The organism is Aggregatilinea sp. (genome assembly GCF_036822615.1).
Classification (GTDB): Bacteria; Chloroflexota; Anaerolineae; order Aggregatilineales; family Aggregatilineaceae; genus Aggregatilinea.
The window spans coordinates 1-22817 of the sequence record NZ_DAISHJ010000043.1 but is presented as its reverse complement, the minus strand read 5'-3'; the positions used below and the strand labels follow the sequence as shown (position 1 = coordinate 22817).

19 protein-coding genes are annotated in these 22817 nt (G+C 63.2%); 11 read left to right on the top strand and 8 right to left on the bottom strand.

The annotated features are described in order from the left end of the window. The first annotated feature begins 94 nt into the window (after positions 1-94). From V7116_RS13615 to V7116_RS13590, 6 genes are all read left to right on the top strand, one after another. Entirely contained in the window at positions 95-2287 is a 2193-nt protein-coding gene (locus V7116_RS13615) for a WD40 repeat domain-containing protein (protein ID WP_324392485.1), read from the top strand. Continuing rightward, positions 2284-4488, top strand: a complete 2205-nt coding sequence (locus V7116_RS13610) for a WD40 repeat domain-containing protein (protein WP_324392484.1) — start codon at positions 2284-2286, stop codon at positions 4486-4488. The genes V7116_RS13615 and V7116_RS13610 overlap by 4 nt, the downstream gene beginning before the upstream one ends. A 169-nt stretch (positions 4489-4657) precedes the next feature. Continuing rightward, positions 4658-5752, top strand: coding sequence for a M23 family metallopeptidase (locus V7116_RS13605; protein ID WP_324392483.1), 1095 nt, complete (start codon positions 4658-4660; stop codon positions 5750-5752). Positions 5753-5959: 207 nt separating this feature from the next. Then, the gene (locus tag V7116_RS13600) at positions 5960-7069 is read left to right on the top strand and encodes an aminopeptidase (protein ID WP_324392482.1); all 1110 of its coding nucleotides are present in this window, start codon (positions 5960-5962) and stop codon (positions 7067-7069) included. Positions 7070-7259: 190 nt separating this feature from the next. Then, on the top strand, positions 7260-8381 hold the full coding sequence (locus tag V7116_RS13595) for an aminopeptidase (RefSeq protein ID WP_324392481.1): 1122 nt from the start codon (positions 7260-7262) through the stop codon (positions 8379-8381). Positions 8382-8558: 177 nt separating this feature from the next. Then, complete coding sequence (locus tag V7116_RS13590; RefSeq protein ID WP_324392480.1) at positions 8559-9185, top strand: class I SAM-dependent methyltransferase; 627 nt, start codon at positions 8559-8561, stop codon at positions 9183-9185. Between the two features lie 163 nt (positions 9186-9348). Here V7116_RS13590 and V7116_RS13585 read toward each other — a convergent pair whose 3' ends face one another. The 3 genes from V7116_RS13585 to V7116_RS13575 form a co-directional block, all read right to left on the bottom strand. Continuing rightward, entirely contained in the window at positions 9349-10443 is a 1095-nt protein-coding gene (locus V7116_RS13585) for an ABC transporter permease (protein WP_324392479.1), read from the bottom strand. Positions 10444-10563: 120 nt separating this feature from the next. Continuing rightward, positions 10564-11709, bottom strand: a complete 1146-nt coding sequence (locus V7116_RS13580; protein WP_324392478.1) for an ABC transporter permease — start codon at positions 11707-11709, stop codon at positions 10564-10566. A gap of 17 nt (positions 11710-11726) precedes the next feature. Further along, the gene (locus V7116_RS13575; RefSeq protein ID WP_324392477.1) at positions 11727-12644 is read right to left on the bottom strand and encodes an ABC transporter ATP-binding protein; all 918 of its coding nucleotides are present in this window, start codon (positions 12642-12644) and stop codon (positions 11727-11729) included. A 323-nt stretch (positions 12645-12967) separates the two neighbouring features. Here V7116_RS13575 and V7116_RS13570 point away from each other — a divergent pair, with 323 nt between their 5' ends. Then, positions 12968-14797: an SH3 domain-containing protein gene (locus tag V7116_RS13570; RefSeq protein ID WP_324392476.1), complete on the top strand. Its 1830-nt coding sequence runs from the start codon at positions 12968-12970 to the stop codon at positions 14795-14797. Between the two features lie 141 nt (positions 14798-14938). Here the strand turns inward: V7116_RS13570 and V7116_RS13565 are convergent, their stop codons facing one another. From V7116_RS13565 to V7116_RS13545, 5 genes are all read right to left on the bottom strand, one after another. After that, the gene (locus V7116_RS13565; RefSeq protein ID WP_324392475.1) at positions 14939-16261 is read right to left on the bottom strand and encodes a cytochrome P450; all 1323 of its coding nucleotides are present in this window, start codon (positions 16259-16261) and stop codon (positions 14939-14941) included. Between the two features lie 406 nt (positions 16262-16667). Then, the gene (locus tag V7116_RS13560) at positions 16668-17474 is read right to left on the bottom strand and encodes an ABC transporter permease subunit (RefSeq protein WP_324392474.1); all 807 of its coding nucleotides are present in this window, start codon (positions 17472-17474) and stop codon (positions 16668-16670) included. Between the two features lie 149 nt (positions 17475-17623). Next, positions 17624-18427, bottom strand: a complete 804-nt coding sequence (locus tag V7116_RS13555) for an ABC transporter permease subunit (protein ID WP_324392473.1) — start codon at positions 18425-18427, stop codon at positions 17624-17626. Further along, the gene (locus V7116_RS13550; protein ID WP_324392472.1) at positions 18417-19313 is read right to left on the bottom strand and encodes an ABC transporter ATP-binding protein; all 897 of its coding nucleotides are present in this window, start codon (positions 19311-19313) and stop codon (positions 18417-18419) included. The genes V7116_RS13555 and V7116_RS13550 overlap by 11 nt, the downstream gene beginning before the upstream one ends. A gap of 188 nt (positions 19314-19501) precedes the next feature. Beyond that, a complete protein-coding gene (locus V7116_RS13545; protein ID WP_442891852.1) occupies positions 19502-19984 on the bottom strand; it encodes a GbsR/MarR family transcriptional regulator in 483 nt (160 codons plus the stop codon). A 370-nt stretch (positions 19985-20354) separates the two neighbouring features. Here V7116_RS13545 and V7116_RS13540 point away from each other — a divergent pair, with 370 nt between their 5' ends. The 4 genes from V7116_RS13540 to V7116_RS13525 all read left to right on the top strand — a co-directional run bounded on the left by V7116_RS13540 (position 20355) and on the right by V7116_RS13525 (position 22800). Then, positions 20355-20606, top strand: coding sequence for a hypothetical protein (locus V7116_RS13540; RefSeq protein WP_324392470.1), 252 nt, complete (start codon positions 20355-20357; stop codon positions 20604-20606). 20 nt (positions 20607-20626) lie between these two features. After that, positions 20627-20893, top strand: a complete 267-nt coding sequence (locus V7116_RS13535) for a hypothetical protein (protein WP_324392469.1) — start codon at positions 20627-20629, stop codon at positions 20891-20893. 23 nt (positions 20894-20916) lie between these two features. Next, a complete protein-coding gene (locus tag V7116_RS13530) occupies positions 20917-21840 on the top strand; it encodes an ornithine cyclodeaminase family protein (protein ID WP_324392468.1) in 924 nt (307 codons plus the stop codon). Between the two features lie 141 nt (positions 21841-21981). Further along, a complete protein-coding gene (locus V7116_RS13525) occupies positions 21982-22800 on the top strand; it encodes a nucleotidyltransferase domain-containing protein (RefSeq protein WP_324392467.1) in 819 nt (272 codons plus the stop codon). Positions 22801-22817 lie beyond the last annotated feature (17 nt).

Below are 22817 nucleotides of genomic sequence, written 5' to 3'. Positions count from 1 at the left end.
GCGCGACAGGTTAGAGCGTGACTTGCTGTTCGCGCCCCATCCGGCGATCTCGCGTATAATCCATAGCGGTATCACTTACGCCGAGGAGGCACGAATGAAGCACCTTGCACGCTGGACTCTTACCGTGATGCTCCTGCTCACATTCGGCGCGCCGTCGGCAGTGGGACAGGTCCGCGCGCAGGGAGACGGCGGCTCGGACGTGCCGTACATCTACTACTATTCGAGCGAGCACGATGCCTTCGTCATCGAGCGCGCGGACGGCACGGATACGCACCTGCTGGGCGAAGGGTCAAGGGGCGGGGTAGACGGTCCCGGCTGGTCGCCCTCGGGCAAGTGGTTCGCGTGGACGACATCAACTTTTGTCCCACCTGGAGCGTACGTAAAGAGCCAGCAAGCCCATGTCATCTCCACCGACGGCACGCGCCGCCTGACCTGGCTCGATGACAAAGAGTTCACTCGGGTTGCATTGATGTGGTCCCAGGACGACGATCTCCTGTTCGTGGCCGGGCAGTCGGTCGAGTACGCGACCGGAACCAGTTCGCCTGAGAATCCGAATTATCTGCACCGGACGCTGATGTTGATCGACGTTCCAAATAACACGGTGCGGGCGACCTTTGAGGATACAGCGCCTGTAGCGCATAGAGAATGGGAACGGGCACCAGTGCCCCGTATCTTCTTAACCGGCGATGGGCGAACTTTCGTCGCTCAGGTCTACAACTGGTTTGCGGGAAGCAACTCGGAGCTTGGTGCAGTCGTCCTCTATCTCGTCGATATGACAGGCCATGTGACGGTGCGGCGCGTCGAACCGGTGCTCGTCGCATCCATTGCAACCTATTACATGGAACCGTTTACGTTCTCTCCGCGGGGATGGTTCACAACAGTTTCTCCTGACGAAAGCGGCGTCATTTTAGGGAACCTGTGGACCGATGAGACAACCGCGATCGATGGCTGTGGCATCAATGCGGAATGGAAAAACGACCAGCTTCGTCTCCAGGGGAAAAGATCATGCTGGTTTGACGTAAACACCATGCAGCTAGATATCATCGAAGGCTTCGCGCACGACGGTAAATTTGGCACCTTAACGCCAGACAGACTCAGATACGTCGAGTTCGATGCGGATGGGACGTGGGATCTGCTCGTGTATGATCTGCGCGCCGATCCTCCAACCATGACGCGAATCCCTGCGCCGGATGTGGAGTTCCCGGAACGCGTCGATATCGTCTCCGGTTATTCGTGGAGCTGGGGCACAAACTCGCGGGCAGCGTTGGGCGTCGGCTCGCTGACCTTTGTCGTCGACCTTGATGCCGGGACCTTCGACTACATCGATAAAATGCCGTACGCCCTCCCCTTTGCCATGATGTCCCCTTCGGGACGCTACGTCGCAACCTTTCCGCATGGCCCTGCCATTTACGATACTACAGCAGACGCGATCACATTCATCCGGCCCGGCCACAACGATTGGGGAACAGGTTGGGGCGGCGAACTATCGTTTGACGACAGCGAACAGTGGGTGCTTATCTTTGAAAATACGAGTATCGCAAACAGCGGGACCTGGGATGTCGGCATCAGCCGCATCGACGGAACGGAGCGGCGGGATCTGACAACGACTGCATATCAGCCCAGAGCGATGCGTGACTGGCTGCCGCCGCAGGTCGATCCGGCGGATCTGCCGCCCGCCATCCGCGAGCCGCTCGATCCTCAGCCCGTCAAGGAACTGCATGGGCTGGCCTGGACGCGCCTCGTAAGCTGGAGCCCGGACCAAAAACAAATTGCGGGCATACTAGAGTATGCTCGCGATGACGATGCGCTCTCGGCGCCCACCCTGGTGACCTGGGACGTCGAGACAGGAAAGATCGTCGCGCAGCAAACCCTGTCCGGCACGGAGACCGGGATCGAGTGGATTGAAACCAGTACGGGTGATTACGAAGCACAGACTGTGAGCGGTGACGACCACCCTGCCGACTGTTACAGCCAGTTGGATGCGGTTCCGGTTCTTGACGTGCCGAACTTCCGCACAGATCCGGTGCCGCTTTCTGAGTTTTACTTCCAGGCGCCGAGCCCTGATGGGCGGTGGTGCATGACGGGCTCGGCGGGATACTTCCTCTACCCGAATGCCATCCTGTGGGACACGACGACCTGGAAGCAGGTCGTGACGCTGCCCATTTCCACACTGGCGCTGGCCTTTTCGCCGGACAGCACCCGGATCGCAGTCGCGGCGTCGTGGGACGTGCAGATCTGGGGCGTGGCGGATCTGGTTGCGTGGGGCGAACAGGAGCAGCCGAAATGATTCGATCGTGGCTGCGAGTGGGGTTGTGCGCGCTGGTGCTGTGCGGTGCGCTGGCAGCGGGACAGGTCCGCGCACAGGGAGACGGCGAGTCGGACGCGCCGTACATCTACTACTACTCGAACGTGCACAATGCCTTCGTCATCGAGCGTGCCGACGGCACGGATACGCACCTGCTGGGCGAAGGCGTCACAGGGCCGGCGCCAGTTATCGGGGAGCTCCCCTCGGCGGTCGCCGTCAGTGGTCCCGGCTGGTCCCCTTCGGGTAAGTGGTTCGCGTGGATCAAGCGCCCGAACTTTCAGGGCTATCCCGTTCGCGCCACGACGGTGTACACCCTCTCGACAGACGGGCAGCGTCGCCTCACCCTGTTGGACGACGTGGAGTTCGATTATGTCCAGGCCATGTGGGCGCAGGATGCAGACCTGCTGCTCGTCGCCGGGCAAACGGTCGAATGGGACGAAGACAGATCCCCTGAAGGCGCGAACGACATTTTGCATCGCACGATAATGTTGATCGACGTGAATGCGGGGAAAATCCTCGCATCGACGAAAGACGCGCTGCCTTACACAACCGCAGTCCAAAACCACTACTATAACCTCATCCCTACCCTGTTCGAGATCGACGCCACAGGGAGCTTCGTCGCTGTTTGGTTCGATTACGGTGAATCGGAGCTTGAGAACGGGATCTCGGTTTATCGCCTGGAAAAATCGGGCGACGTGGCCGTGCAGCACATAACGCCGGTCGAACTCATGGGCTATATCGGAACAAACAACACACGCTTCAGCCTGTCGTCTACGGGGTGGCTGACCTATACCTTCCTCGATCAAAAAGGAACCGTACTGCAAAACGTCATCACCGGCGAGAAAAGCGTAATCGAGGGCTGCGGCACGTACGTCGCATGGCTCGAAGGAGGAACAACGGTCAGTATCGCCGGGGAAAAAATCTGCCTGTTCGACGTAAACACGAAAGATCTCACGGTGGTCAGCGACGCAGCATACGAGTCCTCGATCTTTGTGTCACCACCCGGTGGGCAAGTGCTGCTAGAGTTCAACAATCGCGGCGATCCCGTTATGTACGACTTCCGCACCCATCCGGCAACCATCACGCGCCTGTCGCAGCAGCCGGAAGGGAAATTCTATTTTATGGATATCACGCTGGCTTCATGGCAGTGGGCGGACAGCTCGCATGGCGTCATGACATCCGATAGATGGATCTTCGCCATCGATCTCGATGCAAAAACACTCGTTTATCTTGATCTGACCGACGCATCGAGATATTCGGTTTTTATGTCCCCGTCAAAGCGCTATATCGTGGCAGTTGCGCAGGGCGCCATTGCGTACGACACCCAACTGGGAACCACCACCCCGATCCGCCCCGCTTACGATGGGTGGGGCACGTTTGTAGGGGGAAGGGTAGTTTTTGACGACAGCGAACAATGGCTGCTGATTTTCGAGAATGCCAGTGTTGCAGGCGGATCGGGATGCTGCACGATCGGAGTGGGCCGGATCGACGGGACCGAACGGCGCGATCTGCTCCACGTGGGCTCCCCCGCCGATACGATGTACACCTGGCTGCCGCCGCAGGTCGATCCGGCGGATCTGCCGCCCGCCCTCACCATGCCGATTACGCTGCAGCCCGCCCGGGTGCTGCGTGGCACCGTCGACGCCAGAGAAATTAGCTGGAGCCCAGACGGCAAGCAAATCGCCGCTGTGCCAAAGGGTGATGGTATGTACGACCTACCCTTCGACTCCGTCCTGACAATCTGGGACGTCGAAACAGGGGCGGTCATCGAGCGGCGTCCCGTTGACGATACGGCAGCGGGTATTGAATGGGTCGCAGATGGTGCGGGCGGGTATACGGCAGAACTCGGAACCGGCGATAACACGCCAGCCAACGCGTGTAATATCGATCCGGAATCGGTGTCGACCTTCTACGCGACAGGCCGGTCCGCACCCTTTTCCCCCGCGCAATTTCTATCCCAGGCGCTCAGCCCTGATGGGCGGTGGTGCATGACCGGCTCGGCGGGATACTTTCTCGACCCAAATGCCATCCTGTGGGATACAACGACCTGGAAGCAGGTCGTGACGCTGCCCAATTCCACGCTGGCGCTGGCCTTTTCGCCGGACAGCACCCGGATCGCGGTCGCGGCATCGTGGGACGTGCAGATCTGGGACGTGGCCGATCTGGTCGCGTGGGGAAAATGAGCGCCGCGCCGCAAGCGAACAACCGCCCAGGCGCGCCATACCTGCCCGCGCAAAACGAGCAGGCACGGCGCGATCTGTACTGTCGGGGCTTCTCGCCGCGCCAACAGCAACCTGCCGCTGCCGCCCCCGTATAATCTATAGGTTACTGCGTATCCATAAGGAGAACGGTATGAAGCACCTCGTTCGTTTAATTCCCGCGCTGGCGCTGCTGCTCGCGCTCGCCGCACCGCTGGCGGTGAACGCCCAGGGCGACGAACCGCCCGCGATCCCCACCGGCTATGCGGACGTGGCGGAGGAATACACCGCGCAGGAAAGCACGGCGCAAACGCTCGGATCGGCGGCAATCGACCTGTTCCTGGCGCAAGAGTTCGAAGCGCTGTACGGCCAGTTCAGCGACAATATGGCCGCCGCAGTCACCGCGGACGCGCTGGAACAGGGATACGCGCAGATCACCGCCACCGCCCCCATCGGGGAACCGGTCTCGGCGCGCGTTATGTCAGTCGGCGGCATGGCGGTTTACATGGCCGACTACACCTGGGGCGACTCGCTGCTGACCCTCACCACCGCGTTTAACGACAGCGGCGAAATCGATGGGCTGAACCTTGCGCCGAATGCCCCCTTACCCGACGATCCCGCCCAGGACTATGTGAGCGACGCCACGTTCCAGTTCCCGATGGACGGACTGTGGTATACGGCGTGGGGCGGCCCGGACCGCATCCACAACTATCACGTCGATGCCGCGTCGCAGCGCCACGCCTACGACTTTATCGTGTGGCAGAACGGCAGCACCTTCTCCGGTGACGGCACGGCCAACGAAGACTACTACGCCTACGGCCAGCCGGTCTACGCGCCTGCTGACGGCACGGTAGTCAAGGTGGTGGACGGGCTGTCCGAAAGCGCCCCGCAGATCGAAACGGATGCGGAAAACCCGGCGGGCAATCACGTCGTGATTCAAGTGGGCGAGGCGGAATATCTCTACCTGGCGCATATGCAGCCGGGCAGCATCCTCGTGGCCGAAGGTGACACGGTGGAAGCCGGGCAGCAGATCGGGCTGGTGGGCAATTCGGGCAACACGTCCGAGCCGCACCTGCACATTCACCTGCAGGATCAGATCGAGATGTTCGTGACGGACGACAGCGGCACGATCACAGCCCTCACGGACACGATCGGCCTGCCGTTCGAATTCTCGAATGTGCTCGTCAACGGGGAGCTGGCCGAGACGAGCGAACCGCTCGGCGGCCAGTTCATCCAGAACGCGGAGTAACGCGCCAGCACATCGCGGAAAGACATACAGGGGCGGTTCACGGACTGCCCCTGGCTATTTTTATGGGCGACTGCGTACTATTTACTAGGTACCAGATCGAACGCGCAGCCAGATCCGTTCACGCGGACAGGCATAGCATCCCGCCCCGCCGCGCGCTATAGTTTTTGGGCAGTGATAGATTCGCCCCACCCTGAGGAGACTTGTTACATGACCGATAATTTTGCTCCCAAGCTCGCCCGCGTGCTGACCGAGTACTCATGCCCGGTGCAAAAGGGTGACTTCGTCGTCATCACGAGCACCACCGAAGCCGCCCCGCTGCTCGAAGCGCTGTACGAAGCGGTGCTGGCACGCGGCGGGCATCCCGTGGTGCAGGCCAGCATCCCCAACCTGGGCGAGATCTTCCTGCGCAGCGCCAGCAACGAGCAGCTTGCCTTCTGCGATCCGATCACGCTGTACACCATCGAAAAAGCGGACGTGCTGTTCCAGATCATCGCGCCGTTCAACACACGCAGCCGCAGCCAGATCCCGGCGGAACGCATCGCCAAGTCGCAGCAGGGCAGCCGCCCGGTCATGGAAAAGTACATGAGCCGCCTCCACGACCAGTCGCTGCGGTGGAACATCACCGCGTGGCCCACGCAGGCCAGCGCCCAGGAAGCCGAAATGGGCCTGAAGGCGTACAGCGAGTTCATTTACAACGCGTGCGCGCTCGACCAGGACGACCCGATCGCGTTCTGGCAGGCATTCCAGGACCGGCAGATGAAGCTCGCGGACTGGCTCGACGGCAAGTCGCACGCGGAAGTGCGCGGCCCCGGCATCGAGATGTCGTTCGACTTCACAGGCCGCCCCTGGGTGAGCTGCCACGGCACGGTTAACTTCCCCGACGGCGAGATCTTCACCAGCCCGATCGAGGATACGGTCAACGGGCACGTCGCGTTCAGCTACCCGACCATGCATGGCGGGCGCGAAGTGAGCGGGATCAAGCTCCAATTCAAGGACGGGCGCGTGGTCGATGCGTCGGCGGCAAAAGGTGAAGAATACCTGCTGGCGCAGTTGGACATCGACGAAGGCGCGCGCACGCTGGGTGAGTTTGCCATCGGCACGAATATGGGCATCCAGCGCTTCACGGGGCAGACGCTGTTCGACGAGAAAATCGGCGGCTCGATCCACATGGCGCTGGGCGAATCGATCGCGGAGTCGAAGGGCGTGAACAAGAGCGCGATCCACTGGGACATCGTGCACAGCATGCGCGACGGCGGCGAGATCTGGATCGACGGCGAGCTGTTCTACCAGAGCGGCAAGTTCGTAATCGAGGGATAGAGGACCAGCTCCCTCACGCGCAGCTTGTCTCCCCTCTCCAATCGGATTGGCGAGGGGCCGGGGGTGAGGTTTCTGCGAGAGCCGCCTCCACAACCACAGACCAATTACAGCGGCGGGTCTGTGACCTGCCCCGACAGTACAGGCATTCACACGCGGGCAGTGCGGCCCGCGTAGAGAGAAGGAAGACATGATGTACGATCTGGCTCCCAAACTGGCGAAGATTCTGACCGAGTACTCGATCCCGATCAAAGAAGGCGACCGCGTGTCGATCATCGGCAACGTCAGCACCGCCGGGCCGCTGATCGAGGCGCTGGTCGAGGCGACGCTGCGGCGCGGCGGATCGCCAAGCGTGCAGGGCGCGGCGATGATCTCAGGGGACTACACGAACTATTTCGAGCTGTTCCTGAGCCAGGCCACCGACGCGCAGCTTGACGTGTTCGATTCGTCGCTGCTGCACATGGTCGAAAACTCGGACGTGATGTACTTCATCAAAGCGCCCGCCAACACCAAGGCGTTGGCGTCCATCGACCCGGCGCGCATCGCGCGGTTTCGCCGCACCAACCAGCCGTTCAGCGACCGTTACCTGGAACGCTACGACGCCGGGGAACTGATGTGGAACGTCACCGCGTGGCCGACCGCTGCGCTGGCGCAGAACGCCGAGATGGGGTTGTATGCCTACAGCGAGTTCGTCGCGCGGGCGTGCGGCCTGGATCAGCCGGACCCCGTCGCGTATTGGACCGAGTTCCGCGAGCGGCAGACGGCGCTGGTCGAGTGGCTGGCGGGCAAAAAGCACGCCGAAGTCACCGGCCCCGGCATCGAGATGTCGTTCGACTTCCAGGATCGCCCCTGGGTGAGCTGCCACGGCGCGCTGAACTTCCCCGATGGCGAGATCTTCACCAGCCCGGTGGAGGATTCGGTCAACGGGCACGTCGAGTTCAACATGCGCTCGGTGTACCTCAGCAGCGAGGTAGACGGCGTGAAGCTGCGCTTTGAGAACGGCGTCGCCGTCGATGCGACCGCGACCAAGGGCGAGGCGTTCATGCTGTCGCAGTTAAACGTGGACGAGGGCGCGCGCACCCTGGGCGAGTTCGCCATCGGCACGAACTGGGGCGTGCAAGAAGTGACGGGCAGCATCCTGTTCGACGAGAAGATCGGCGGCTCGATCCACATGGCGCTGGGCAAGAGCTACGCCGAATCGAACGGCAAGAACCAGAGCGCGATCCACTGGGACATGGTGCACGGCATGAAGGACGGCGGGCGCATCGTGATCGATGGGGAACTGTTCTACGACAGCGGCAAGTTCCTGGTGTAAGCCATCGGCGGTGAGCCAAAAGCATAACCGCATCCAACGATGCTTTGTAGGGGCGGGTCCATACCCGCCCTTTTGCGTCTGTCGCCGGGCACGGAACCGGACCGTGGCGAGAGATTCTCGCAACCCGGTTCGTGTCGCAAACCGCAAAAACGTCAGGAGTAGAGAACGGACTGAGCTATGACCGAATTTTGGGAGGACGCCTTCCGGGACAAGAAACGGATGTGGGGGGAAGAACCAACCGGCCTGGCCGTCGAAACCGCCGAGCGGTTTGCGCGGCTCGGCTTTCGGAAGATATTGATCCCTGGCTTTGGCTATGGCAGGAACGCGCAGCCGTTCTACGAGAAGGGCTTTGAAGTCACCGGGATCGAAATCTCCCGCACCGCCATAGAGCTGGCCCACGATCTGCTGGGCCGGGAAATCCGTGTCTTTCATGGATCTGTGGATGACATGCCCTTTGACCACGACGTCTACGATGGCATTTTTTGCCACGCACTGATCCATCTGCTGGATGCGGATCAACGGACGAAACTGATCCAGGACTGCAACCGCCAACTCCGGCGCGGCGGCCTGATGGTCTTCACGGCGATCACGAAGGATGCCAGCACGTATGGGGTTGGCGAGAAACTCGGCATGGATCGGTACAGAACGAAAGATGGGGTGAGCCTCTACTTTTACGACCAGGACTCGATCGCGGAGGCATTTGGCGGGGTTGGATTGATCGAGGCGGCAAAAATCGACGACGGCGGTCACGGGAAACCGGTGACGCGGTTTTGGAAGATCGTCTGCGAAAAGCGCGCGACGTGAGAGGATCGCGCACCACTCGCGGAGCTTACCCGGTCCCTGCGGGATCTCCTGGCCCATCCGGGCAACAAACAGGGGGCGGAGCCATCGCCCCGCCCCCGAATGCCCGAATCTTGTTTTAAGCTAGCCGCCAGTTGCTAACGGCTCACCGCTTCTGTTCTCCGCCCTACCCCTGCGCCTCCCACTTGAAGAAGCGCACCGACAGCACCGCGCACGCCAGCAGCCAGCCCGCCAGCACCAGCATATCGGTGGTCAGCGCGTAGAGCGGAGCCGCGTCCACCATCGTCTGGCGCAGCCCGTCCGCGAGGTACGTCAGCGGGATGGCATCCACCACGGGGCGAATCCAGCCGGGCATCGACTCGACTTCAAAAAACACCCCGGCCAGCATCATGAACAGGATGTTCGGCACGGCGATCAAACCCTGCACGGCCTCCTCGGTCTTCGCCAGCCCGGCCAGCACGTAGCCCAGGGTGATGAACACCGCCGCGCCCAGCAGCACGCATCCGGCGACGGCAGGCAGGCGCGCCACATCGATGCGCACCCCATACACCAGCCGCCCCAGGATCACGACGACGATCACCTGCCCCAGCGCGATCGTAAGGCGAAACACCACCTGCGACGCCAGCAGCGTGAAGCGTCCCAGCGGCGTCGTGCCCATGCGCCGCAGCACCTGCCGCTCGCGCAGACCCACCAACGGCGCGGCGGTCACGAACAGGCCGAGCTGCATCAGGCTGACCGCCAGCACGCCGGGCAGCAGCACGTCGATCGTGCGCAAATCGCGCGTCGAAGCCGCCTCCGTCTGAAGCTCGAAGCGGGAGCCTGCACCCGTCAGCGAGCGATCCAGCGTGCCCAACGCTTCGCGCAGGAGGCTGAGCACCAGCGCGCTGTCGGACGCGGCGGGATCGTAATATACGGGCAGTGTGGCGGGATCGGATGAAGCGGACAGTGCCATATCCACGCCCGGCGGGATCACGATGACCACCTGCCGCTCGCCGTCGTCGAGGGCGTCCAGCGCCGCCGTGCGCGATTCCTGGTGGATCTCGAACGCGGAGACGGCTTCCAGCGCGGCGATCACCGGTTGCCCGGCCTGCGCCGCTTCGTTCACAAGGCCGATCGAAAACGACACCGGTCCGGGATCGCGGAAGACGAGGCCGGAAATGAGGACCAGCATCACGGGAAATACCAGGGTCCACAGGAGCGCAGTCTGGTCCCGGCTCCACTCGATGAAACTGGCACGATAGAGGTGCGCGAATGCCCGCATAGATCCCCCCACTGAAACAGCAAAAGAGCCGGACTTGGCGTACCGGCTCTTATGATAATGTGGGTTTGAGATTCGCGCGCGCCGGGCGGAGCGCACCCCGCCCTCGCGCATAACGCGCGGTTACCCCTGTGGCTCCCACTTGAAGAAGCGCACCGCCAGCACGCCGCACGCCAGCAGCCACGCCGATAGGATCAGCACGCTGGTCGTCAGGCTGTAGTACGACCCGGCGTCGATCATCAGCTTGCGCAGCGCGTCGGCCAGATACGACAGCGGGATCGCGTCCACCACCGGGCGCAGCCAGGACGGCATCATGTCCACCGGGAAGAAGATGCCCGACAGGAACATGAACACGAAGTTCGGAAGCTGCACGATCCCCTGCACCGCCTCTTCCGTCTTGGCGAGGCCGGACAGGAAGTAGCCGAGGGTAATGAACATCGTGGACCCCAGCGCGGCGATGCCGATGATGCCCGGAATGTTGCGGGCCTCGATGTGCACGTCGAACGCCAGCGCCCCGACCCCCATGATCACCACGAGCTGCACGGCGGCGATCGCCAGACGGAACAGGATCTGCGAGATCAGCAGCGTCGTGCGTGACAGCGGCGTCGCGCCCATGCGGCGCAAGACCTGCTTTTCGCGCAGGCTGACCAGCGGCGCGGCGGTCCCGAACAGGCCAAGCTGCATCAGGCTCATGGCGATCACGCCCGGCAGCAGGTAGTCGATGTTGCGCAGACTGGTGCTGGTCACCGTGCGCTGTTCGAGCGTCACGACGGGCTGCACGCCCGTGATCCCCTGGTTGATGCCGCCGACCACTTTATCCACGATGTTGAGCACGATCTGCGACGTGTTCGTATTGGCGGGATCGTAGTACACGTCGAGCGCGGCCTGCGGCGCGGCGCTTTCGCTGCCGCCGCCCGTGGGCAGTTCGCCGCTCTCACGGCTGGCGAGCCTGAGCGTATCCGCCGCTTCCGCCGGGATCACGATCACCGCCGAGCGATCGCCGTCCTTGAGCGCGGCCAGCTCGTCTTCCTGCGTGCCGGTCGTGACGTCGAACGCTTCGATCGATTTGAACGTGTCCACGAGCTGCTGGCCCGCATCCCCGGCCTGATTGACGATCCCCAGGTCAAAGGAGACTTCCCCGTCGCCGGAAAAGATCACGCCAAAAATGAAGATGAAGAACAACGGAAACGCCATCGTCCAGAACAGCGCGGTGATGTCGCGCGTGAATTCGCGGACGCTGGCGATAAACAGTTGTGCCAATGAGCGCATGGTTGCTTTTCCCCTTTTCAGTCCCGAATCCGGCGGCCCGTCAGCTTGAGGAATACGTCTTCCAATGTGGCGCTGCGCACGCGCAGATCCGAGAACTGGAACGCGCCCTCACGCGCCACGTCCAGCAGCCCCTCGATGGTGCGCGGCGTGTCGCGGGTGTAGAGCGTCACCAGGGCGCCGTCGCGGCCCGCATCCTCCACGCCGCGCAGCCCCTTGAGCGTCTCAATCGACACATCCCCCTGCGCTTCAAACTCGATCGCGGTCGTCTCGAAGTGCTCCGCGATCAAGCCCTGCGGGGAGTTCAGCGCGATGATAGTGCCGGAGTCCATCACGGCCACGCGGTCGCACAACGCCTGCGCCTCTTCCATGTAGTGCGTAGTCATCATCACGGTCTTACCCTGCGATTTGAGATCGCTGACGATGTTCCAGATCTGGCGGCGCGACTGCGGATCGAGGCCGGTCGTCGGCTCGTCGAGGAATACCAGACGCGGATCATTGACCAGGGCGAGCGCCAGCGACAACCGCTGCATCTGCCCGCCGGAGAGATTCTTGCTGCGCGTGTCGCGCTTGTCTTCCAGGCTGACCATCTTGATCAGGTCGTCGGGCGGAACGGGATGCTTGTAGAACGAGCCGAACAGCGTGAGCAGCTCGTGAACCGTGTGCAGCGGGTAGAGGCCGGTCGTTTGCAGTTGAATGCCGATCTGCTCCTTCAGGCCGTTCATGCTGCCGTTATTCAGCGTGTGCCCCAGCACGGTGATCGTGCCGCCGTCCGGCTGGCGCAGGCCCTCGATGCACTCGACGGTAGTCGTTTTGCCCGCGCCGTTCGGCCCCAGCAGCCCAAACACCTCGCCGTCACGTACTTCAAAGCTAATGTCGTTCACTGCCGTCACGCCGTGATAAATCTTGCGGAGCTTGGAAACTTCAATCGCGGACATGCAGATTCCTTTCTTCTCCTGTTGAGTTGCCCGTCCGTACATCGACTCTAACAGCTTCCCCTACGGTAGAGTCAAGGGCGAGGGTGGCGCGCATACATATAGAGTACGCAGCGAAGGGAACAGTGTTGCTGGAAGACCCGTAAAAACTTGTATAACATGCCGCGCGATGCCGCTCCGCGCCGCACAAAACAGGCAGAAGCCCCAGCGTTGAGCAGGCGGTGGGCACGCGAGGGATAAAAAACCTGTTTAAACCCGCCATTCACCCTGGTTTTGCCGTAGAATGAAATGAGTAAAGGCACACCATGAACAGGAGCCGCTGTTTTATGAAGGTCGTTATTCGCAGCCTGACAGCCGTTATTTTGCTGACTCTATCGTTAACTGCCCTGCTGCCCGCCGCAGGGGTCCACGCCCAGAGCGACGCGTGCGGCAGCGCCCCTGCCCCGCGCCTGACGCCGGGCGATGCGGCCCGCGTCACCTTGAGCGAAGGCACGGGGAACAACCTGCGCGCCACGCCCAGCGGCAGCGGGACGGTATTGGGCGTCATGCCCGAGGGCGAAATCTTCACCGTCGTGTCGGGGCCGCAGTGCGTCGAAGGCTACAACTGGTGGCAGATCCGCCGCTGGGACGGGCAGAGCGGCTTCACCGCCGAAGGCGCGGAGGGCGACTATTGGGTCGAGCCGTGGCCGCAGGACGGCGCCGAGATCCCGACCGTGACGCCGCCCGCCGCCGAAACCGGTCTGATCGTGTTCGGGCGCTCCACCGACGAGAACACCGGGCAGATCTACGTGATGACCGCCAACGGGACGGGCGAAGTGCTCGTCAGCGGGAACGTGGTAGGCGCGGGACAGCCGGTCTGGTCGCCTGCGGGCACCCGGATCGCATTCATTGGTGGATCGGATGCCGCCGCAACCACTATCTATGTGGTGGATGCTGACGGGCAGAACCTCAGCGCAGTCGCCAGCGATTTTGCCGGTGTGCGCGATCCGCAGTGGTCGCCGGATGGCACGCAGATCGTGTTCGCGGCATCAGCAGTGGCGGCAGGGCTGGACGGTCGCATGGACCTGTATGTGGTCAATGCGGACGGCACCGGCCTGAAGAACCTCAGCAATACGCCCGACATTGACGAAACCACTCCGGTCTGGTCGCCGGACGGCGGGCAGATCGCGTTCACCTCGACTCAAGAGGGCAACGCGGACGTGATCGTGACCGATGCGGGCGGCTTCAGCGCGACGATAATCGCTGCTACGAACGCCATAGAGATCAAGCCCGCGTGGTCGCCGGACGGGGAATCGATCGCCTATTACGCCACGAACGACGACGGCGTCGCCCTCATGATCGCCGACGCACTGGGCGCCAGCGCGACTCAGATCGGGCAGATCGACGACCGGCGCAGCAACTCGTACGCCCCGGCCTTCAGCCCTGACGGCGAGCGCATCGCCTATTCGACCGTTTCCAGCCTCGCAGACAGCGCGACGAGCGAACTGTTCAGCGTCCGCGCCGATGGCACCGATCCGATCCAGTACACGGCGGACGGCGCGATCGCGCTTGCGCCAAGTTGGTCGCCGGACGGGCAGTGGCTGGTCTTCGCGTCCAGCCGCACGAAATCGTTCGATCTGTGGGCCATGCGCGCCAACGGTGCGGGCATCGCCCAACTGACGGGCGGCGAGGACATGGAATACACGCCGCAGTGGTCGTCCAGCGCCACGGCGCTGCCCACCGCGACCGAGACGCCCGGCGGCCCTGCCGTGACGGCGATCCCCGGCACGGCGGAACTGCTGTTGATCTACGACGCGGGTGTGCCCGTGTTCACGCTCAAGAACCAGTCCAATGTGGCGCTGGACCTGCTGCCGCTCAGTTTTTCGGGCGCGGGCGCGGTCGTTCCGGCGACGATCTGGGGCACGGAATTTCTCGCCTCGCCGCTGAGCGACTTCAAGGCGGGCGGCTGCCTGCAAATGTGGCAGTTCGGGCTGCCGCAGCAGGACGCCCCGGCGGAATGCGGCGACTCGCGCCAGGGCTGGATCAGTGAGGAAAGCGGCTTCTTCTGGACGCAGGGCACGTTCGACGTGTTGTACGACGGCGCGGTGGTCGGCACCTGCGAGACGGGCGTGGGCCGCTGCGAAGTCGATCTGCCGATCGTGCAGCCAGTAGGATAAAACGCAGCGGTGAGCGAATAGCCGTTAGCGGTTAGCCAAAACAAGCACAGGAACGGGCGAGTCACAATGACCCGCCCGTTTTTTTGCCGACCACAGCCACGATGTAGGGGCAATTCACGAATTGCCCCCCTCAAATTCCAATCACCCCCGCGCCCGCACATGCATCCGCAGGCCCGCGCCGTTCATACGCGGTTCGAGCGTCGCGCCCATGTACACGCGGATCGGGCCGGGAACCAGCGCAAACGTGAAGCGCTGCAGCAGCCGCGCCAGCACGATCTTGCCTTCCACCTGCGCGAACGGCATCCCGATGCACGTCCGCGCCCCGCCGCCAAACGGCACGTAAGCGTAATGCGGGCGATCCGCGCCGCGCTCCGGCAGCCAGCGATCCGGGTCGAAGCGCAGCGGATCGTCCCACAGCGCCGGGTGACGGTGCGTCAGGTACGGCGAATACACCACGCGCGATCCCGCCGGAATGTGATAACCCTCGAAATCCAGATCGGCGGCGGCCAGACGGTTGCCCAGGTGCGCCGGAGGATAGAACCGCATCGACTCCTTCAGCACGCGGTCGAGATAATCGAGCCGGTCGAGGTGTTCCATGCCGGGATCGCCCGCGCCCACCACCGCGTCCACTTCCGCCTGCGCGCGCGCCAGCGCGTCAGGATGCTGGCCGAGCAGCGCGAAGGTCCACGCGAGCATGGCCGTGCTGGTATCGTGCCCGGCGATGACCATCGTGAGTAGCTGGTCGCGGATCATGTCGTCCGTCACGCCCGGCGCGGTGACCAGAATGCTCAGCAGATCGGCGCAGTGCTCGCGCGTGTGGATCGTCGCGCGGCGCTCGCGGATCAGCCGGTACAGCCAGTCGTCGACCTGCCGCATCGCCCAGCCGTAGCCGGGTCGCGGCGCGCCGGGCCACACCAGCCACGCGCCCGGCGAAATGTACTTGAGCAGCTTCAGCACTGCGTCCCACAGGGTATTCAGATCCGGCAGCACGTTCACGTCGAACATCGTGCCGGTGAGGATCGGCAGCGCGATACGCCGGATCTCGTCCAGCAGATCGAGCGGCTGGCCGAGGTGACCCCAGCGCGCGCTGATCGCGTCCGTGGTGTGGACCATCTGCGCGACGTAACCGGGCAGCGCCTGCCGGTGCAGCGCGGGACTCATCGTGCGGCGCATGCCGTCGTGCAGCGCGCCATCCGTAACCAGCAGCCCCGTGCGCAGCAGCCGGTCGATCGGGTCGGATTCCAGCCGCCAGCGCAGATCGTCCCGCGCGCTGACCAGCACGAAGCGGTTCGCCTCCGGGCCGATCAGGAACACGGGCGCGAAGCCGGGCAGATTGAGCCGGAACACGTCGCCCAGGCCCGCATGGAACGCTTCCAGCCCGGCCATGACGCTGCGCTCGCGGATCATGGCGCGCAGCGCGGCCAGGGCCGTAACATTATCGGGAACCGGGATGGTCTGAGTCATCGTGCTGCCTTTGGATTCAGTACGCGGCGTTATTCCGATCATAGCATGGGGCATGAGGCGCGGCTGAGAACGGGATTAGGGAATGGGGAATAGGGGTTCGGGAACAGGGATCAGGGTCGATCACCGTAGGGGTAGGGCTTGCCCTACCCGGCTTTCCTGACGGCGGGCGATCAAGCATCGTCCCTACGAAAACCAGAGTCGTGTATCGTCTATCGCGCCGCTGAATGCCTGATGTCTGTATAGGGGCGGGCTTTAAACCCGCCCCTACGAAACCCCGTGAACCACCGCTTGTCTCCCCTCTCCAACTTGATTGGAGAGGGGCCGGGGGTGAGGTCTGCTCTTGCCTTTGCTCTCAGCTAACCGCTAACCGCTGCCTCTCTGGGGTCGCGGTTGCCCTGCGTCCCCCTCACACCCCCGCGTCGCGCCGCTCGAAGCCGATCATCGCCACGACGACCAGCGCCGCCGCCAGCCCCAACAGCAGCGCGACCGATCCCGCATTCACGCCGCGCACCAGCACCGCGTCGCCGTTGAAGTGATACCACGGCGACAGCACCTGGATCGCCTTGGGAATGCCTGCCAGTTCGGCCATCGTGTCGAGCAGGTACGTCACGCCCGCGAGTCCCGCCGCCGTGCCCAGCGCCGTCCCGCGACCGGGCCGCACGCAGGTGATCGCCAGCGTCAGCGCCCCGAAAAACAGGCCCATCGGCGCGATGTCGAGCACGCCCGCCAGCAGCCGCCCAAGATTCAGCTCATTGAACGCATCGACCGGGATGCTTCCCAGGACGACCCCCGCATAGGCGGCCACCAGCGCGACGACCGTGAACAGCACCAGCGCCGCGAACTTTTCGAGCACGATACGCCAGCGCGGGGTCGGCGTCGCCAGCAGCAGATCGAGCGTGCCGGTTTCCTCCTCGCCCCCGATCAGGCTCGCGCCGTAGCTGATGGTGAACGCCAGCACCAGCACCGGGAAAAAGCTGCTGAGCGCCTTGGTCGAAAGATAGCCGTTCACCGTGCTGAAGTCGGTCGCTTCGCCCGCCAGCGCGCGGACGGTGGCGGGCATACGGTCGAGCAGATCCTCGACTTGGCCCATACTGTCGCGCACCGCCGGATAAAAGCTCATGAACAGGACGCCCGTCAGGAACATCCCGATCGTCCACGCAATGAGCGCCCCGCGCATGTCGCGGAGCGTCTTCAGAAACACCTTGCCTTGCATGCCCGCCTCCCTCCGCTGCCCGCGTTACCGGGCAGCCCGCACACAAACCACCCCCGCGCAGCACGCGCCGCGCGGGGAGCCTGGACACAAAAAAACCGGGGCAGCTCGTGGGAACTGCCCCGGTCAAAGACCGAAATCAGCCCATCCCATCATACGCCAAGATCGCGCCGTTGGAAGCCCCACAAGCTCACGCCGACCAGGGCCGCGCCCAGCGCCAGCAGCAGGATCACGTTACCGGTGCTGAATCCGTCTACGATGGCGCGCGCGCCGTTGTAGTAGTACCAGGGCGAGATCCGCTGAAGCCATTCGGGAATGCCCGCGACCTCGGCCATCGAGTGCAGCAGGTACGTGCCCGCCGCCAGCCCTGCCGCGATGCCCGTCGCGGAGCCGCGCCCGCCGCGCACCGCCAGCAGACACTGGGCCAGCGCCGCGAAGAACAGCGTCAGGGGCAGCATGTTATACGTCCCGGCCAGCACGTCGCCGTAGCTCATCTCGTCCACGCCGCTGACCAGCGCGCCCGCCACGAAGCCCAGATAGATCGACAGCAGCACCACAGCGGTGAAGACCACCAGCGCCGCGAACTTTTCGAGCACGACGCGCCAACGTGCGATCGGCGTCGCCAGTAGCACTTCGAGCGTGCGGCTTTCCTCTTCGCCGCCCATCAAGCCGGTACCGTAGGCGATGCCAAACGCCAGCAGGAAGATCGGGTAGAAGAAGCTGAACGCTTCGGCGGCCAGGAAGCCGTTGACAGTCGTCATGTCCATCTCGCCGCCCATCAGCGCCATCATGCTGTCGGGCAGGTTGTCGATATAGGACTGGATGTCCTCGCTGCTCTCCTGCAAAGAGGGGAACAGGGCCATGTAGTACAGGCTGAACAGGAACATGAGAATCGCCCACCACATGAGCGACTTGCGCATGTCGTAGAGCGTTTTGAAAAAGACGTTACTGAACATGCTCTCCCTCCTTGGCGTAGAACGTGAGGAAGATTTCCTCCAGGTTGGGCTGCTCGCTGACCAGATTGATCACGGTGAACTCTGCCGCGCGCTTGACCAGCGCGTCCAGCGAGCCTTCGACCGTGAAGCGCAGGTGGCTGTTTTCGTTCGCCACGTTGCGGATGCCCGGCAGCCCGGCGAACTGCGACGCGGTCACCTGCCCGTCGAAGTAGATCTCCAGGCGGCGCAGCGCCTTGGCCTTGATCTCGGCCACCGTCTCGACCGCGATCAGCTTGCCCTCGCGGATGATGCCCACGCGGTCGCAGACGCGCTCGACTTCGTGCAGGTTATGCGAAGACAGAAACACCGTCTGCCCGTTGGCGCGCACTTCCTGCACCATCTTGTAAAACTCCTGCTGGACCAGCGGGTCCAGGCCGCTCGTCGGCTCGTCGAGGATCAGAAGCTCCGGTTTGTGCATGAACGCCTGGATCAGCCCGATCTTCTGGCGGTTGCCGGACGAGTAGTTTTTCACCTGTTTCGACAGGTCCGCGTCGAGGCGTTCAGCCAGGTCGCGGACAAAGCTCCAGTCCACGCCGCCGCGCAGATTGGCGAAATATCGCAGGTTCTGTTCCCCGGTCAGCTTCGGGTAGAGCGCGAGATCCCCGGGCAAATAGCCCAGGCGTTTGTGGATCTCCAACACGCGCTCATGCGAATCGAGGCCGAAGATCAGGGCGCGTCCGGCGCTGGGCCGGATGAAATCGAGCAGCGTACGAATCGTCGTAGACTTGCCCGCGCCGTTGGGTCCCAGGAAGCCGAAGACTTCCGTTGGACGCACGCCGAGATCGATGTCGATGATCCCGCGTGACTTGCCGTAGTGCTTGGTAAGACGTTCTGTTTGAATGATCACTTTCTTTTCCCCCATGATCCGCCGGGAACAGTTCCCCAGACCACAGACGTTTGGATGCTAGCCCCAGCGTAGCGCACACCGGGGGCCAACATCACCCTAATTTTTAGGGTCTTTTACAAATATAATTAGGTTTTCCTAAATATTAAACTAAAAAAGAACGCAGCGCGGCGCACTGCCCCGCCACGACCCTACTTCTGCGCGCGGCGCTCCTGCTTATATTTTTCGATCAGGCCCGGCATTTCGCGCTCGAAGAACCCGTACACGTCGCGCATATCTTCGAGGCGCTCGCGCGCTTTGGGCGGCTCGCCATCCAGCAAGTTGAGGCCTCGTTCGGCCAGCTGCCGGAAGTTGCGATACTCGGCGATGCTGGCTTCGACCGTCGCCAACCATCCCCCAGTCCTGACCCGGTACAGATCGCGGCGCTGGCCGGGAATGCTGAACCGCTCCACGATGCCGATCTGCATCAGCACGCGTGTCATGGTACTGATCGAGCCTTTGCTGGCTTGCAGCGCCTCGGCCAGCTCGTTGATCGTCTGGTGCGGCGGATCGCAGACCATCAGCCAGCCCAGAATGCGTCCCGACATGCGCGTCATCCCCATATGCTCGAAATAAATCCCGACTTCCTCGGCATATTCCTGCTTCGTTTGGGGCGCTTGATCGGACAATTCCACCACCTTTTCAGCACGAACACACAGGCCTCATTATAGGTCCGATCAATTTGTTCAGTCAATACTGATCAGATTGATCAAAGTGTAGAAATCGCGGTGCGATTGGGTGGATTCGAGCGTGGAATTCACGATCTTGCTCTATTTTACGCCCCTTCTGCCCCTCGCATACGCCTAACCTGTAAAAACGGTGTAAAATCGCCTCCAAAGGCACATACCGCCTAATGACGCCATGATCGATCAGAAAAGTAAGCGATGGCAGGATCAAATATGTGAATTGGTCTGAATAATATTTCAAACTTGAGGTAAAATTGATTTACCTTAACGAAATATTCATTCATCCAGACCGCAGCCTCCTAGTCATCGGGCAACCTCAATGGCATCACGCACACGAAATGAACGAGAATATCTATTCTGGGAAGATTTACCGGACGGGCGGCGACGCTATTGGAGCGAACGCCCCGGCCTGACCTGGGGGCGGCTGCGCATCATCAAGACGGTCGATGCGCAGGAAACCGTCCTGACGATCGTGCACGAACTGTACGACAACACGAACAAGCTCGTCCACTGGCGGCAAACCTTTCCCTTTGACAGTGGCCCGCGCAGTTCGTTCCAAGAAGATGTGTAACGGCCTGGAGATGATGAGACATGATCAACCGGGATCTGGTTAGCGACAAACTGCTGGCGTACCTCAATCAGAAAATGACCCTGGCCGAGCTGGTCGATTGGGCGGCGGACTGTTTCGCCATCGGCGGCTTCGGGCCGGAAGAAGATATCCCGCTGCTGCGCGACGTGCTGATGTATCTGGCCGCCGCCGATACGAGCGCCTTTCCGCTCACCTGGGAAGTGTGCATCGACTTCATGCAGCAGCTCGGCACGCCAGTGAAGGTCGTGCCGGTCAACCCCAGAAGCTGATCGCCCGATCGCCGGAGGCGCATATGGCCTATCCGATCCTGACTGACGACGACCTCGACCGCGTGCTGAGCTACGAGCGCGCCATCGAGCAGATCGAAGCGGCGCTGCGCGAGCACGCCGCCGGGACGCTGAACGCGCCGCCGCGTTTTTACGTGGGCATGGGCACGGGCGATCTGGTGTTCACCGTGGGCGCGGGCGAACAGGCACACGCCGCCGGATTCCGCGTTTATACCGCCCTGCCCGGCAGCCACGACGACCGCGACCAGATCGTCGCCGTGTTCGATTCGCACACCGGCAAGCTGCGCGGGCTGGTGCTGGGCAACCAGCTCGGCGCGATCCGCACCGGGGCCATCGGCGGGACCGCGATCAAGCACATGGCGCGGTTGGATGCGCGCGTGCTGGGCATCATCGGCACGGGCCGTCAGGCGCGCACGCAGATCGAAGCCGCTGCCGCCGCCCGCCCGCTGGAGCGCATCCGCGTCTACAGCCGCACCCCCGCCGCGCGGGACGCCTTCGCCGCCGAGATGCAGCAGCGCAACGGGATCCCGGTCGAGGCGGTGGACTCGCCCGAAGCCGCTGTGCGCGGCGCGGATATCGTGATCGGCGCGACGAACAGCCGCACACCCGTGCTCGACGCGGCCTGGATCGCGCCCGGCACGCACGTCAGCACCATCGGGCCGAAGTTCGCGGCGGGGCACGAAATGCCGCTCGACCTCGCGCCGCGCTGCGCGATCATCGCCACCGACTCCCCCGCCCAGATCGATGCCTACCCCGAGCCGTATTTCCTGAGCGCGCCGGACCGCGCCCGCACAATTCCGCTGAGCGCGATCGTCACCGGGCAGCAGCCGGGCCGCACATCCCCCGACGACATCACGCTGTTTTGCTCGGTCGGGCTGGCGGGCACGGAAGTATTCGTCGCGCTGGCGGCGCTGGACCACAGCGCATAGCCGTTACGGTGTGATGCATTTTTTGAGCGAGAGAACTGGTTTCCCATCGGTTCGTTCCCCCGCGATCTGTAGGGGCGGGGCTTGCTCCGCCCGTCTACCTGACAGACCCAGCATTCAGTCCGCACCGAGGAGATCGACCCTATGCTGCCCCAGGAGGAAATGATCGCGCGCCTGCGCGACGTATGCGCCGTCGACGAGACACTGGACGCGGCCATGATGTACGGCTCGTTCACGCGCGGCGAGGGCGACGCCTATTCGGACATCGAGTTTCTGCTGTTCTTCCGCGACGACGCGCTGCCGGACCTGGACAGGCGCGCCTGGCTGGCGCAGATCCGCCCGGTCGAGCTGCTGTTCGTGAACGAGTTCGGCCACCACACCGCGATCTTCGACAACCTCGTGCGCGGGGAGTTCCATTTCCACGCGGCGAGCGAGGTCACCATCGCGGCGGCGTGGCCGGGCATGGTGCACTTCCCGTCGCTGGCCTCCACGCTGATCGTGGACAAGTCCGGCACGCTGACGCCGTACCTCAACGCGATCGTCGCGCCGCCGCCCGCGCAGGGCGGGCCGGAAAAAACCCAATCGTTAGCGGACAATTTCGTCAACTGGGGCTGGTTTGGCGTGAACGTGCTGCGGCGCGGCGAATACGCCCGCGCGCTGGAACTGCTCGGCGCGACGCACCGTTACTTGTTATGGATGGCGCGGCTGCTGGCGAATTCGACCGCCAACTGGCCGACGCCGTCGAAAAGCGCGGAACTGGACCTGCCGCCGGACGTCATAGCGCGCTACCGGGCCTGCACCGCGACGAGCGATCCGGCAGCGCTGTGGGCCGCCTATGGGGCGGTGTGGGCGTGGGGCGGCGAGATGCTCGACGCGCTGGCCGCCCGCGACGACATCGATCCGCACGCGGCGCTGCGGGCGCGCATGGCCGCCGTGATCCGCAACCCCGACCGCACTTTGTAAGCGGGATGAAGCGAGGG

Excerpts from the sequence above, each read along its gene's own strand:
- V7116_RS13560 (WP_324392474.1), bottom strand. The coding sequence starts at position 17,474 with ATGCAAGGCAAGGTGTTTCTGAAGACGCTCCGCGACATGCGCGGGGCG.
- V7116_RS13565 (WP_324392475.1), bottom strand. The coding sequence starts at position 16,261 with ATGACTCAGACCATCCCGGTTCCCGATAATGTTACGGCCCTGGCCGCG.
- V7116_RS13605 (WP_324392483.1), top strand. The coding sequence starts at position 4,658 with ATGAAGCACCTCGTTCGTTTAATTCCCGCGCTGGCGCTGCTGCTCGCG.
- V7116_RS13580 (WP_324392478.1), bottom strand. The coding sequence starts at position 11,709 with ATGCGCTCATTGGCACAACTGTTTATCGCCAGCGTCCGCGAATTCACG.
- V7116_RS13595 (WP_324392481.1), top strand. The coding sequence starts at position 7,260 with ATGTACGATCTGGCTCCCAAACTGGCGAAGATTCTGACCGAGTACTCG.
- V7116_RS13555 (WP_324392473.1), bottom strand. The coding sequence starts at position 18,427 with ATGTTCAGTAACGTCTTTTTCAAAACGCTCTACGACATGCGCAAGTCG.
- V7116_RS13570 (WP_324392476.1), top strand. The coding sequence starts at position 12,968 with ATGAAGGTCGTTATTCGCAGCCTGACAGCCGTTATTTTGCTGACTCTA.
- V7116_RS13590 (WP_324392480.1), top strand. The coding sequence starts at position 8,559 with ATGACCGAATTTTGGGAGGACGCCTTCCGGGACAAGAAACGGATGTGG.
- V7116_RS13610 (WP_324392484.1), top strand. The coding sequence starts at position 2,284 with ATGATTCGATCGTGGCTGCGAGTGGGGTTGTGCGCGCTGGTGCTGTGC.
- V7116_RS13525 (WP_324392467.1), top strand. The coding sequence starts at position 21,982 with ATGCTGCCCCAGGAGGAAATGATCGCGCGCCTGCGCGACGTATGCGCC.
- V7116_RS13600 (WP_324392482.1), top strand. The coding sequence starts at position 5,960 with ATGACCGATAATTTTGCTCCCAAGCTCGCCCGCGTGCTGACCGAGTAC.
- V7116_RS13575 (WP_324392477.1), bottom strand. The coding sequence starts at position 12,644 with ATGTCCGCGATTGAAGTTTCCAAGCTCCGCAAGATTTATCACGGCGTG.
- V7116_RS13535 (WP_324392469.1), top strand. The coding sequence starts at position 20,627 with ATGATCAACCGGGATCTGGTTAGCGACAAACTGCTGGCGTACCTCAAT.
- V7116_RS13615 (WP_324392485.1), top strand. The coding sequence starts at position 95 with ATGAAGCACCTTGCACGCTGGACTCTTACCGTGATGCTCCTGCTCACA.
- V7116_RS13540 (WP_324392470.1), top strand. The coding sequence starts at position 20,355 with ATGGCATCACGCACACGAAATGAACGAGAATATCTATTCTGGGAAGAT.
- V7116_RS13585 (WP_324392479.1), bottom strand. The coding sequence starts at position 10,443 with ATGCGGGCATTCGCGCACCTCTATCGTGCCAGTTTCATCGAGTGGAGC.
- V7116_RS13530 (WP_324392468.1), top strand. The coding sequence starts at position 20,917 with ATGGCCTATCCGATCCTGACTGACGACGACCTCGACCGCGTGCTGAGC.